The 13,037-nt window shown below is 62.1% G+C and carries 11 protein-coding genes and 2 tRNA genes; 6 read left to right on the top strand and 7 right to left on the bottom strand.

Features of this window, described 5'->3' with window-relative positions; all coding sequences use genetic code 11:
- Positions 1 to 162: 162 nt before the first annotated feature.
- A complete protein-coding gene (locus CVS30_RS15045) occupies positions 163 to 2,241 on the bottom strand; it encodes an acyl-CoA dehydrogenase family protein (RefSeq protein WP_110486365.1) in 2,079 nt (692 codons plus the stop codon).
- A 2-nt stretch (positions 2,242 to 2,243) separates the two neighbouring features.
- Positions 2,244 to 2,990: a TetR/AcrR family transcriptional regulator gene (locus CVS30_RS15040; protein ID WP_245934632.1), complete on the bottom strand. Its 747-nt coding sequence runs from the start codon at positions 2,988 to 2,990 to the stop codon at positions 2,244 to 2,246.
- 65 nt (positions 2,991 to 3,055) lie between these two features.
- Between CVS30_RS15040 and CVS30_RS15035 the strand changes: the two genes are divergently transcribed.
- Genes CVS30_RS15035 through CVS30_RS15025 form a run of 3 tightly spaced genes read left to right on the top strand, consistent with a single transcriptional unit; the run spans position 3,056 to position 6,733 of the window.
- Positions 3,056 to 4,450, top strand: a complete 1,395-nt coding sequence (locus tag CVS30_RS15035; protein ID WP_110486363.1) for an acetyl-CoA C-acetyltransferase — start codon at positions 3,056 to 3,058, stop codon at positions 4,448 to 4,450.
- A 4-nt stretch (positions 4,451 to 4,454) separates the two neighbouring features.
- Entirely contained in the window at positions 4,455 to 5,831 is a 1,377-nt protein-coding gene (locus CVS30_RS15030) for a 3-oxoacyl-ACP reductase (protein ID WP_110486360.1), read from the top strand.
- Complete coding sequence (locus tag CVS30_RS15025; RefSeq protein WP_110486359.1) at positions 5,828 to 6,733, top strand: MaoC family dehydratase; 906 nt, start codon at positions 5,828 to 5,830, stop codon at positions 6,731 to 6,733. The genes CVS30_RS15030 and CVS30_RS15025 overlap by 4 nt, the downstream gene beginning before the upstream one ends.
- A 16-nt stretch (positions 6,734 to 6,749) precedes the next feature.
- On the opposite strand, the gene CVS30_RS15020 is transcribed toward CVS30_RS15025, so the two are convergent.
- From CVS30_RS15020 to CVS30_RS15005, 4 genes are all read right to left on the bottom strand, one after another.
- Positions 6,750 to 8,429 (bottom strand): alpha/beta hydrolase, encoded by a 1,680-nt coding sequence (locus CVS30_RS15020; protein WP_110486357.1) that lies wholly within the window; start codon positions 8,427 to 8,429, stop codon positions 6,750 to 6,752.
- A 41-nt stretch (positions 8,430 to 8,470) separates the two neighbouring features.
- Positions 8,471 to 9,208: a DUF2786 domain-containing protein gene (locus CVS30_RS15015; RefSeq protein ID WP_110486355.1), complete on the bottom strand. Its 738-nt coding sequence runs from the start codon at positions 9,206 to 9,208 to the stop codon at positions 8,471 to 8,473.
- A 102-nt stretch (positions 9,209 to 9,310) separates the two neighbouring features.
- Positions 9,311 to 9,393 (bottom strand) — tRNA-Leu (locus CVS30_RS15010).
- Between the two features lie 223 nt (positions 9,394 to 9,616).
- A tRNA-Leu gene (locus CVS30_RS15005) sits at positions 9,617 to 9,699 on the bottom strand.
- Between the two features lie 188 nt (positions 9,700 to 9,887).
- Between CVS30_RS15005 and CVS30_RS15000 the strand changes: the two genes are divergently transcribed.
- Both CVS30_RS15000 and CVS30_RS14995 read left to right on the top strand, forming a co-directional pair.
- The gene (locus CVS30_RS15000; protein WP_110486353.1) at positions 9,888 to 11,192 is read left to right on the top strand and encodes a M20/M25/M40 family metallo-hydrolase; all 1,305 of its coding nucleotides are present in this window, start codon (positions 9,888 to 9,890) and stop codon (positions 11,190 to 11,192) included.
- A gap of 12 nt (positions 11,193 to 11,204) precedes the next feature.
- A complete protein-coding gene (locus CVS30_RS14995; protein WP_110486351.1) occupies positions 11,205 to 12,362 on the top strand; it encodes an acyl-CoA dehydrogenase family protein in 1,158 nt (385 codons plus the stop codon).
- A gap of 2 nt (positions 12,363 to 12,364) precedes the next feature.
- Here CVS30_RS14995 and CVS30_RS14990 read toward each other — a convergent pair whose 3' ends face one another.
- Positions 12,365 to 12,604, bottom strand: a complete 240-nt coding sequence (locus CVS30_RS14990) for a DUF5703 family protein (RefSeq protein WP_110486349.1) — start codon at positions 12,602 to 12,604, stop codon at positions 12,365 to 12,367.
- Between the two features lie 131 nt (positions 12,605 to 12,735).
- Between CVS30_RS14990 and CVS30_RS14985 the strand changes: the two genes are divergently transcribed.
- Positions 12,736 to 13,023: a hypothetical protein gene (locus CVS30_RS14985; protein WP_110486347.1), complete on the top strand. Its 288-nt coding sequence runs from the start codon at positions 12,736 to 12,738 to the stop codon at positions 13,021 to 13,023.
- Positions 13,024 to 13,037: the final 14 nt, after the last annotated feature.

Here is a 13,037-nt window from a genome sequence, read left to right as displayed (position 1 = left end):
ACCCCTCACCGTCTGGCGCGCAGAAACCCGACTCTACGCCGACAACTGCTTCCAAAACCCCACAGGAATCGGCTGCTAACTCGGCTACACCAGTTAAAGTTCGACGGCGGCACTCACGTGAGTGCCGCCGTCGACCATCAGTGTGGCAACAGGATGAAAAGGCTACTTCTTCTTTTCGCTCGCCTTGGCCCGCTGAATCAGAATCTTTTCGTCGACAGGACCGTCCGAGCTAGCCCGAAGGTTCCTGAAGTACTCGCGAGCCTCGTCCTGGCGTTCCCGCTCAATGCCACTGGCAATCGTGGCGCGCAGGTGCTCGGGGCCGTAGCCAAACGCGTCCACGAGATCCAGGGCGTGGGGTCGTGCCTTGGCCAACAAGCGGTTGAGGTACGGAGCCAGGGTGCGGGCGCGCTGCATTGAGATACGACCATTCATGAGGTACCAATCAAGGTGCTTTTCGATCAGCCCAAGTCCGAAGACGTCTCGCAGCAGTGTCAGAACACGCTTGGTTCCGGCATCCTCGACCTTGCCGAGGGCTGTCGTGAAAGCCTCCCACTGCAGGAGCTCGGCGTGGGCGCGAGCAGCCTCGATAAGGGCATCCTGGTTGTCGTTGAAGATCGCGGCACCCTGCTCCTTCGGGAGCTTGGCCGCTTCCTTGAGGGCGCTGGCAATCTCGGCCACCATGCTTTGCACTCGCTCAGCCAGCAGCTGACGCTGAGTATCTTCGTCCTTGAGCGCCTTGGCGGATTTCTGGGCTGATCCCGTGTCGGCAATTGACTGAGCTACCTGACGCAGGCCGGTCTTGTTCAGGGTCAGATCCGCGGCCTGGCCGACCACAAAACGAGCCAGCACACCGAAATCGAGGTTGCCGAACTCCTTGCTGTAGTCAGCCAAGAGACGCTTGGCGACGAGCTGCAAGAGCACGGTGTTGTCGCCTTCGAAAGTTGCATAAATGTCGAGGTCGGCACGCAGGGACGTGAAGCGGTTCTCGACCATGAAGCCGGAACCGCCACAAGCCTCACGGCATTCTTGCAAGGTGTCCAGCGCATGCCAGGTGGTCAGTGACTTCAAGGCAGCCGCAAGCGTCTCGAGATCTTGCCGATCTTCGTCGGTGTCTTGGGCACCAGAGAACACGCCGTCGAACTTCACGAGGAGTTCCTCGTGAGCGAAGGCCGCGGCGTAGGTCGTCGCGAGCAAGGGCAGGAGACGGCGCTGGTGGCGCTGGTAATCCAGCAGCACGACTTCCTCGGTATCCGAGGCTGCGTTGAACTGGCGACGTTCCGTGGCGTACTGAATGGCGATCTTCAGGGCAACCTTCGAGGCGGCCACGGCGGCGCCGTTGAGGGAGACGCGCCCCTGAACGAGGGTTCCCAGCATCGTGAAGAAGCGTCGGCCCGGGCTTGCGATGGGTGAGCTGTAGCTGCCATCTTCTGCAACATTGCCGTAGCGGTTGAGGAGGTTCGTCCGGGGGATACGGACGTTGGCAAAGGCGAGGCGACCGTTGTCGATGCCGTTCAGGCCGCCCTTGATGTTGTCGTCGAGACCCTGAATGCCGGGCAGGAATTCCTTACTGGCCGGATCGCGCAGCTCAACGTAGAAGGCGTGAACGCCGTGGTTGACTCCCTTGGTGATGAGCTGGGCAAATACAACGGCGGCGAGGCCATCCACGGCAGCATTGCCGATAAATTCTTTCCATGCCGCACGGAACGGGGTGTTGATAACGAATTCCTGTGTTACCTCATCGTAGGTAGCCGTCGTGGCGATAGATGCGACATCCGAGCCGTGACCAATCTCGGTCATGGCAAAGCAGCCCGGAATCTCCAGGTTCATGATGCCGGGGAGCCACTTGTCCTGGTGCTCCTCGGTACCAAGGTGCAGGACGGCGGAACCAAAGAGGCCCCACTGCACGCCGCCCTTGATCTGCAGGGAAGGGTCGGCCAACACGAGCTCTTCAAACCCGGCGACATTGCCACCGTGATCGTCGCTGCCACCCAAGCGCTTGGGGAAGGCGCGGTGAACGCCGTTCTTTTGTACTAAGAGGCCAAGCTGCTCGAAGACCCGACGGCGATGCTCAGTATGGCTCAGGCCCTCAATTTTGTGAAGTTCCGGCAATCCCGCCAATTCACGGGCGGCGAGGCGGACATGCGCCCACTTGCCCAGCAAGAGTTCGCCAAGGGCTGCGACGTCAACGGTGGCGTCGCCATGCTCGGCTGCTGAAGAAACCGGAGTCAATACATTGGTCATGATTATCCTTCTGCTGCGGTAATTGAAGTGGGGGAGGCGGCGAGCAGGTGCCCGACACCATCGAAAAGCCATGCCGAAATTTGTTGGGCCATCGCCGCGGAATCGGGTTTGCCCGGGCCGTCAGGGGTCTGGAGCCACAATTCGCCGCTCGTCCGAACCAGCCCGATCGCCGCCGTCGGCCAATAGCCCAAAAGCGTCGACTCCGGATCGCCCAGTAGGTGGCGCAGCGGTTCGGCGATCATCGCGGTAACGGAGTCAAAGAAACCACTGAGCTCACCGGACGGTCGCACCTCGCCCTCGGCCGGAAGTGTGGAGAAAAAGTACACATTCGGCGAGGTCTGTGCCATCTCGAGGTAGGCAGTGACCATTGCCGTGACGCCTTGGCGAGGCTGAGTGGCGTTTTGCCTAGCTGCTGCCAAGGTGTCTTGCATCTGCCGAATCACCACGGCGCCCACAGCCTGGCGCAGTCCCGATTTATCGCCAAAGTAGCGGTAAAAAACGGACTTGGAGGTTCCTGCCGTTGCCGCAATCTCATCCATCGACGCGTCGGGGCCAAGCCGGTGGATGGCTCGGCGTGCGGCCTTAATCAAAGCACGGCGGCGTTCCTCCCGGTGGGTCTCCCACCTCGCCGAACGCCCGTCAACGGCAGGCGTCTGGCCAGTGGTCCCCAAGCCGTCGGCAGGTGCAACGGGGACTCCGGGTATAGAAGTAGGAGTAAGCGTGGCCGACTCTCGCTGTAACGTGTTCACGATACTCAGCGTATCAGGTACGCTGAGTATCAGTAACAACAGGCGTGCCCGAAGGAGAGAGCTTCATGACCACCCCAACCACACCAGTCAATGAATCGGCAACGGAGAAGTTCAGCGTGAAAACTAAGCAGACAACACCGGCAGCAACCACCTCCCAGCGTCGTGGGGTTCGTAAGGCTGTGATTGTTGGCGGTAATCGCATCCCCTTCGCACGCTCGGGCGGCGCCTACTCTCATTGCTCCAATCAGGACATGCTGACGGCAGCCCTGGATGGTCTCGTTGCACGCTTTGGCTTGGCTGATGAGGAAATCGGTGAGGTTGCCGCTGGTGCCGTGCTGAAGCACTCTCGCGATTTCAACCTGACACGGGAAGCCGTCTTGGGTTCGGCCTTGGCCGCGACCACGCCGGCCTACGACCTGCAGCAGGCCTGCGCGACAGGCATGGAGGCCGTAATTGGCCTCTCTAATAAGATTAAATTGGGTCAGATTGATTCGGCCATTGCCGGTGGCGTGGATTCGGCATCGGACGCCCCCATCGCCGTGAGCGAGGGCCTGCGCGCTATTCTGTTGGATCTCAACCGGGCCAAGACCATGGGGCAGAAGGCCAAGATCATCAGCCGGATCCGCCCCAAGGATCTCTCGCCGGACGCGCCGTCTACGGGTGAACCCCGCACCGGCCTGTCCATGGGTGAGCATCAGGCCCTGACCACGGCACAGTGGAAGATCAGTCGGGAAGCCCAGGACGAGCTGGCCCTAGCCAGCCATAAGAATCTTGCTGCAGCCTATGACCGGAACTTCTTCGATGACCTCGTGACCCCCTTCCGCGGTCTTAGCCGCGACTCGAATCTCCGTGGGGACTCGACGCTCGAAAAGTTGGCGTCGCTCAAGCCGGTCTTCGGAAAGTCCCTCGGCGACAACGCCACGATGACGGCTGGCAACTCCACGCCGCTCACCGATGGCGCATCGGCTGTGTTGCTGGCCTCGGACGAGTGGGCGCAGGCGCGCGATCTGCCGATCCTGGCCGACGTTCTCGATGGCGAAGCCGCCGCCGTGGACTTTGTCCATGGCAAGGATGGGCTGCTCATGGCGCCTGCCTTTGCCGTTCCGCGCCTGTTGGCCCGCAATGGTTTGACGCTCGATGACATCGACTACTTTGAAATCCACGAGGCCTTCGCCGGCACGGTATTGAGCACCCTCGCTGCCTGGGAAGACGAAGAATTTGGAACTACGCGCCTCGGCCTAGACGGTGCTTTCGGATCCATCGATCGCAGCAAACTCAACGTCAACGGCTCCTCGCTTGCCGCGGGACACCCCTTTGCCGCCACGGGCGGTCGCCTCGTTGCCACCCTGGCGAAGATGCTGCACGAGCGTGGCCAGGTCGATGGTCGTCCAGCTCGCGGCCTCATCTCCGTCTGTGCCGCCGGTGGACAGGGCGTCGTTGCCATCCTGGAAGCACGGTAGGCCCATGACGACGCAAAATAAAGTCGCCGGAGCTCGCGAGAAGGCAGATAAGTACACCGAATTCGTCAGCCGCGGCTTTGGCAAGGACCTAGCTAAGCGCCTCGGCCTGCCCCAGCCCGTGGTCCTACGGCGGTATAGCCCGCAGGCGCCCTTAGTGGAGGGCCCCATCTTGGTCCTCGGTCAGGGAGCAGGGTCCGACGGCGTGTCCCGGCTTTTGCTCGATTGGCACCAAGACGTGCGTCGGCATGCCACGCCCAAGGAAAAGCTGGGCGCCATTGTTGCGGTGCTCGATGAGCTCCAGCACCCGGAAGAACTCTCGGCCACGATGCTCGCGATGGGTGCAGCCCTACGGGATCTGAAGAAGAATGCCCGGATTGTCACGATCTCACGCTCCGCTTTGGCCTCGGATGCGCCCGCTGTTGCGGCGGCCCGCAATGGTGTCGACGGCATCGTGCGTTCCGTTGCCAAAGAGCTCCGGGCCGGCGCCACGGCCAACGGTATTGTCCTGGCAGAAGGTATCCCGGCCGACGCACCCAGCGCCATGTCGGCCCTGCGTTTCTTCCTCTCCGGCCGTTCGGCCTTCGTGGACGGCCAGTTCCTGACCGCCTCATCGCTGGGCGCTGCCGAGCAGCCCGATTGGGAGAAGCCGCTTGATGGCGCCGTTGCCGTTGTGACCGGTGCCGCGCGCGGCATCGGTGCGGCCATCGCCCGCACCCTGGCCCGCGACGGGGCAACCGTGATCGCCGTGGACGTCCCCGCAGCAGGCGACCACTTGGCCGCCGTCGCCAACGAAATCCGCGGCACCGCACTGCAACTGGACATCACGACCCCCAACGCCGGACAGCGAATCCTCGATCATGCCATGGCGCGCTATGGTCGCATCGATATTGTGGTGCACAATGCCGGGATCACCCGCGATAAGTTGCTGGCCAATATGGACAACGCCAAGTGGGATTCCGTCATCGCCGTCAATATCGCCTCGCAATTGCGCATGAACGAGGCGTTTCTGGCCAGCCCCAACTTTGCCAAGAATTCCCGCATCATCAGCGTGGCATCCACCAGCGGCATCGCCGGAAACCGCGGTCAAAGCAACTATGCGGCGTCCAAGGCCGGCGTCATCGGCATGGTTCGGGCCACGGCCCCGCTCCTAGCCGAAAAGGGTGGCACGGTCAACGCTGTGGCTCCTGGCTTCATCGAAACCGACATGACGGCGAAGATTCCCTTTGCCACGCGGGAAATCGCGCGTCGCCTCAACAGCCTGCAGCAGGGCGGCCGTCCCATTGACGTCGCCGAGGCCATCGCCTTCTTTGCCCAGCCGGCCGCGGCGGGAGTCACCGCCAATGTGCTGCGCGTCTGTGGACAGAATCTGGTGGGGCAATGACAGATGCAACAGTGCTGACGGAGATGCCCTCGCTCTCCAAGCTCTACGTCAACGCGGCCGCCAGTGCGGCGAAGAGTCGCCTGCTTCGCAGCTCGCCCACCGTGGCCTTGCCGCCGCGGGCCGTGGAGGTCAGGGGAGTACGGGCCGATCTGGAGAAGGTCACCGAATTCGCACACCTCATGGGCGAACCGGCGCGTGATGTTGTGCCGTCGGGTTATCTGCATGCCCTGGCGTTCCCCGTCGCGATGAGCGTCATGGTGCAGGACGACTTCCCGCTGCCACTGCTCGGCATGATTCACCTGCACAATCAGGTCGAACACCTAGCGCCTGTCTTGTTCACGGATGAACTGCTGATTCGGGCCTGGGCGCGTGATCTCGAGGGGCACCGGAGCGGCACGCAGGTGCAGATCGTGGCCGAGATCCATACTGTCGACGGCACGGCATTGCTGTGGCGAGGGGTCTCGACGTACTTGGCCAAGGGTGTGTACCTGCCGGGTCTGGACAAGCCCACGGCTCCCGTGGCGCGGGTGGACTTTGTGCCGCCAACGCCCACCGCCCAATGGCAGCTCGGAGTCGACACGGGGCGCGCCTACGCGGCCGTTTCGGGTGACTTCAACCCGATTCACCTGAGCGTGCTCAGTGCCAAGGCTCTGGGCATGCGCCGTTCGATTGCGCATGGCATGTATGCGGCGTCGCGAGTCCTCGCGGCCGTTCCGCAGCATAAGCCGGAGTCTTTTAGCTGGGAGATCTCCTTTGATTCACCGGTGTTCCTGCCGGCGACGGTCTCCCTCGAGGTCATTGACCACAGGACGGACGACGGCGTATGGCTGAGTTCGGAATTTTTGGCGTGGAATGCGCGCAGCGCCAGAAAGTTCTTTAGCGGCACCGTCTGGGCCGCTTAAAGACTCAGCTGAGGGCTCAGTTGTCTATGGAGTCCTCGTGCGCGTAACTGGCAATGATGGATTGAACTCGGGCAACACTCTCCTCGTCGAGACCGCTTGGGGCCACACCGTTCCAGGCAGCCACGGCCACATCGCCAAAGTTGTGGCCGTGGTTTGCCGGGACCGCTTCACCCATGAACATATCGAAGGCCACCTGTAAGTACGTCACGCCGGGGATCCAGCGCATGGAATCGCTGACGTCCGGGGCTCGTCCGCCACTGGCCGCGGAACCACCCAACCAATCGGGCTTCGACCAGATCAGGCGTGGGGTCAGCCAGCTGACAGCGTCTGTCCCGTGCTGCAGATACGCCACACGAGTGGCCTCCCAGGTCCCGGGGAGCTTCTCAAAGTCGCCGTTGTTGGAGAGCCAGCGAATGTTCTTGCCACTGTCATAGACCGGCTGCCAGGGCGGCGATCCGGTATCCCGCTGGTCCTGCAAGGTGCCCCACGGTTGGGAATTATTGGGTGCGCCGGAAAAGACGGCCCCGTCAACCGATGTCAACATGTCGCTGGAATCCGAGAAGGCCGCTTGCATCCCCGAGGCGCCAAGGCTCAGGCCATACACGAGCAAACGCGGCCGTTCCTGTTCCGGCAGGGTGAGCCATTCCGCATGAACCGCCGAAAAAAGCTCCTGGCCGGCCTCCCGTGGTAGATCCTGATGAAAGAGGAAGGACACCCAGCTGGGCTGATAGGAATATTGCAGCGACACGATGGCGGTGTCTCCGCCCTGAAGGTATTCTAGGGAATCGATCGCTTGGCGTTCCAACCAGCCCGATCCGGTCGGGGTGGCGACCATGAGCGTTGCCCGCTCAAAACCACCTGTGCGTTTAAGTTCGGCCACGGCAAGCTCCGCCCGTGCCGCGAGGGAGTCCTCCTGCTGTTGTCCCACATACACCCGGACGGGTGTCTTGGCGGGTATGTGCGTCACGGCCGTGATCTGGGCCGCGGTGGGCCCGCCACCCACAAAGGCCCGGCCCTGCATCCCGAGCTTGTCCCAGTCCACTGCAGACTCGGCTCCGGCCGAGCGCGCCGTGGAATCGGGCTCGCTGATCCCCTCCGGTGTGCTCGCATTTCGGGCAGCATAGACGCGGTCGGTCCCCACCAAGGCGGCCGTGACCAACAAGCCTAGAACCACGACGGCGCACAGGGCGCCAGCGAGAATCCCCGAGGTACGGATGACGCCCGCCTGCTCGCTGACGCGTGAGACCTGACGGCGTGCCATGGCGGCGATGGCCGTGAGCCCCCGATGCGCCCCAAAAACCACCCCGGCCATGACGAGGGTGACGGCAAAGAACGTCAGCAGATCCACCCCGTCCACGGCCGGCATATCGACTTTGTCGCGGACGTCGTTCTGCCAGGCTATGGCCAATAGGCCAATCACAACGGTGTAGCCCACCCCGGCGGCGCCGACCAGCCACCAGACCCACAAGGGAAAGGTGAGACGAGGCGCGGAGGCCAGGGTCCGGCGTCGTGCGTAAAAACGCGCTGCCAGGCGACAGAGGAAGGCGGCCGCCAGATAGGCCAACCCAAAACTGAGCCCGGCCAGGAAACCTTGGAATAGCGCGGGGCGCGGCACCAGCGAGGGCGTGAGGGCCAGAGCGATCGCCGAGAGTCCGGCCGCTATGCCAACGAGTCGAGTCGTACCGGTGGTGCGCATCAATGCGGGGCCTCTGCTGCCGGGGGAGTGGTGCCCTTAGCCTAACTGCTCTCCTGGATTTCGCTATTGACACTGGCCTGGGCGCCGGCGTGGCTCCCGGCCGCATGAGCGTGGCTGGAGCCATACGCGATGCTCTGCGATCTGGCGTTGCGCACAGTGGGGTACAAGAGCCGCACGTGGTCGTCGGCGCGTTCCTTACGGCCCGTCAGAACCAGCGCGGTGCCGGGGTCGGCCGCCTGCGACTCCTGGGAGTACAGGTGCATGATGCGCCCGGCCACGGTGGTCAGGAAGCCCAGCTGAAATTGTCGTCGCTCCAAGGTTTTTTCGTGCGCCGTCAGAACATCCTTGTACGGGTAGTTCAGCCACCAGATGTGTTGGGCGCTCGTGAGTTGCTGCTGCAGGGAGTTAAAGAGGCGCAGCACCTGCTGGACATCGGACTCGGCGCCGATGAGGAACAGGATTTTCTTCGTGCTCGTGGTGGACTGGAGCACCCGAACCGTGGAGAAGGCGTGGGCGATGGCGCTGAAGCCGATCGCCTGGCCGACGCGATAGCTGCCGAAAAGCTCAAAGCGTTCCTCCACCATGGCTTCCTGGGGCTTGCCACGCCTGCCCGCCTCGGCGTCGATTGTGGCCTGTTCAATGCCATAGCGCACCATGAGCCGCTCGGCGTGCTCCTGGAAGGTTTGCGCCTCGGCGGGATACGGCGTGTTTTCCGCCTTCGCTAGGAGTGCGGTGATGAGCTTGAGGGTCTTTTTGGCTTTGTGTGCCGTGGCGTCCATGGCTTCTCCTTCATCCGGACCGGGCCGGCCCGGCAATGTGTGGGGAACAGCGGGGAAAACAAAAGACTCCCTAAGAACCGTAGTTCTTAGGGAGTCTGTCAGTGCGCGAGAAGGGACTTGAACCCTCACCCCGTTTCCAGGACCAGCACCTCAAGCTGGCGCGTCTGCCATTCCGCCACTCGCGCAGTGATCACGGGGAGCCAATTCTTCCTTTCGGTTGAATCGTTGCTCTCCGAAGCAGCGATGAAAACAATACACGATTTCTTCTCAATTGTCCTATCGAGATCCATGTGGAGGGGTGAATTTCGCATTTAGTGATTCAAATCATAAAGCGGCGCAATTTGATCCAATAGTTTTTGGGAAAACAAAAGACTCCCTAAGAACCGTAGTTCTTAGGGAGTCTGTCAGTGCGCGAGAAGGGACTTGAACCCTCACCCCGTTTCCAGGACCAGCACCTCAAGCTGGCGCGTCTGCCATTCCGCCACTCGCGCAGTGATCACAGCGAACCGATTCGTCCTTGCAGTTGAATCGTTGCCCGCCGCAGCAGCGATGAAAACAATACACGAGTTTTTGAAGAAACAAAAATCATGGCCAAGAGGTCCATTTCTGACGGTTCTCGGGCGCTCAAACAGCCCGAAAGGTAGGGTGGTTGTAAGTCATCCCACAAAGGAGTTATCCCGTGAATACCGTCAAGCCGCAGGACGAGGTTGCCGGCATCTGTGCTGATCTCATCCGTTTCGATACGAGTAACTACGCCGACAACCAGGGGCCGGGGGAGCGTGCCATTGCCGAGCACACGGCGGCCCTGATTTCGGAGGTGGGACTCTCGCCCGAGCTGTACGAGTCTTCCCCGGGCCGGGCCAATGTGGTCACCCGCATCGAGGGCAGCGACTCGTCGCTGCCAGCACTCGTGGTGCACGGGCACCTCGATGTGGTCCCCGCTGAGGCCAGCGACTGGAGCGTGGATCCTTTTGGCGGCGAGGAGCGCGATGGTTTGATCTGGGGTCGCGGCGCCGTGGACATGAAGGACATGGACGCCATGATCCTCAGTGTCATGCGCTCCATGGGCCGGGACGGCAGGAAGCCCAAGCGCGACATCATCTTTGGTTTCTTTGCTGACGAGGAGGCCGGCGGCGCCTATGGCGCACGCTGGACGGTGGACAACCGCCCCGATCTCTTTGAAGGTGCCACCGAGGCTATCTCCGAGGTGGGCGGCTTCTCTACCGACATCAACGGCAAGCGCGCCTATCTGTTGCAGACGGCGGAAAAGGGTCTGGCTTGGCTACGACTCACAGCGCATGGGCGTGCCGGTCATGGTTCGCACATCAATACCGACAATGCCGTGACCCGGCTGGCCCGGGCCGTGACCCGCATTGGCGATCATGAATGGCCCATCGAGTACACCGACACGACGCGCGCCTTCCTCGAGGGCGTCTCGGAGCTCACGGGCGTCGAGTTTGACGAGTCCAACCCCGAGACTCTCCTGAGCCAATTGGGCACGGTCTCGCGCTTTGTCGGGGCAACCTTGCAAAACACGGCCAACCCGACGTACCTCAAGAGTGGCTACAAGGCCAACGTCATCCCCGGTACCGCCGAGGCCATGATCGATATCCGCACACTGCCGGGACAGCATGAACAGGTCCTGGAACTCGTGCGCGAATTGGCTGGCGAGGGTATCGACATCTCCACGATTCACAATGACGTCTCCTTGGAAACCCCGTTCGCGGGCAATCTGGTGGACGCCATGATCGACTCCCTGCATTTCGAGGATCCCGGATCCACGGTCCTGCCGTACACCTTGTCCGGCGGCACCGACAATAAGTCCCTGAGTCGCCTGGGCATCACGGGCTACGGTTTCGCCCCGCTGCAGCTGCCCGCGGATCTGGACTTCACCGGCATGTTCCACGGCGTCGACGAGCGCGTCCCCGTGGACTCGCTGAAGTTTGGCGCCCGCGTGCTGGACCGTCTGCTGAGCAACTACTAAAGGAGTCCACCCATGAGTCACGAGCTCAGCGAGCTGCTCCCGGATGAGTTGCTGGAGCGTTGTCGTGCCCGCGCCCAGGGCTACGACGAGCGCAATGAATTTTTCCACGAGGATCTCGCCGAGCTCAAAGCCCAGGGGTACCTGCGAATGTTTGCCCACAAGAACGACGGCGGACTCGGCTTTGGTCTGGAACAGGTCGCCGCCGCGCAACGAAGGTTGGCGACGGCTGCCCCGGCCACAGCCTTGGCGATCAACATGCATTTGGTGTGGACCGGCGTCGCACATCTTTTGGCTCAGCGCGGAGATGACTCGCTGCGCTTTGTCTTGCAGGAGGCCGTCGCGGGTGAGGTCTTTGCCTTCGGCAACTCCGAGGCCGGCAACGATCAGGTGCTCTTCGACTCCAACACGGTGGCCCAGCCCCTGCCGGACGGGGGCTACTCGTTCACGGGGACCAAGATTTTCACCTCCCTGTCCCCGGCCTGGACGCGGCTGGGGATCTTTGGCAAGGACAGTTCAGGGGCGGAGCCTGCCCTGGTGCACGCCTTTATTACGCGCCAGACGCCCGGATACACCATCAAGGACGACTGGAACACGCTGGGCATGCGGGCCAGCCAGTCAAACACCACCGTGCTCCACGGTGCCATCGCGCCAGCGGATCGGGTCTTTCGGAAGTTGCCCGTCGGACCCACCGCGGATCCGCTCATTTTTGCGATCTTTGCCTGCTTCGAAACCCTGCTGGCCGCCGTCTACACAGGGCTCGGTGAACGGGCGCTGCAGCTCGGTGTCGCCACCGTGCACCAGCGCAGATCCCAGAAGACGGGCAAGAGCTACGCCCAAGACCCCGATATTCGCTGGCGGATTGCCGATGCCGCCATGGCCATGGACGGGCTGTACCCACAGCTGGAGACGATCGCCCGAGACGTTGATCACGGGGTCGATCATGGCGGGCAGTGGTTCCCCAAGCTTGTGGGGCTGAAGGTGCGGGCCACCGAGACGGCACGGACCGTGGTTGACCTCATCATTCGGGTCAGCGGTGGCTCCAGCTACTTTGCTGGCAGTGAGTTGGGACGGCTGTACAGGGATGTCCTGGCAGGCATGTTCCATCCCTCGGATGAGGAGTCGGCCCATTCCACGATTGCCTCGGCCTGGCTGGGACCGCTCGAGGACTGAGGTTAGAAGACGTCCAAGGTCCGCTCGACGCGGAAGACCTTGCGCCGCATGAGATAGCGACGTTCTCCGCCCATGAACAAGGTGCTGCGTTCGAGCTCCCACTTGCCGTACTCGGCGTGTTCGCGTAGGCGCTGATAAGCGCCGGGAACCGATTCATTCGCTGCGACACTGATCACAAGATACTCAAACTGCCGGGTAGGAGCGCCCTGTCCGGTTTTCGCCGGTTTCAACGTTTCTCGCATGGACCGTCCCATCTTCCAATGATCGGGGGAACCCGATGTTCCTGATCTAACGCTACCGCGTGTCAGGGGGCGGAGTCGCAACACATTAAAAGGACTTTCAAGTTCGCACGGCGACTGGTACCGTCAATCGCATGAGCATCGATCCCCGCGCCGCATTGAATTCCCTAACCGCAGCCTTAGAAGAACACCTCGTGGCCGCCTCTGCGCGCCGAGGCGAAGAAGACCCCATCGTTGAAGCAACCTTCCTGGGCATCATCGATGCCTTTGAAGCCTACGAGGAAGCCTTGTTTGACGCTTTCGACGAGGTGACACCGCTGGTGATCTACGGCGAAGACGAAGGCGACTTTGATGAAGAAGACGATGAGGACAGCGACGACGAGGACGACACCGCTGAGCCTGAAGCGGCCGATCAGCAGTAACTCGGTTACACACT

The organism is Arthrobacter psychrolactophilus, from assembly GCF_003219795.1.
Classification (GTDB): Bacteria; Actinomycetota; Actinomycetes; order Actinomycetales; family Micrococcaceae; genus Specibacter; species Specibacter psychrolactophilus.
Note: the sequence above shows the minus strand (reverse complement) of the source record. Positions and strands in the feature narration are given on the sequence as shown.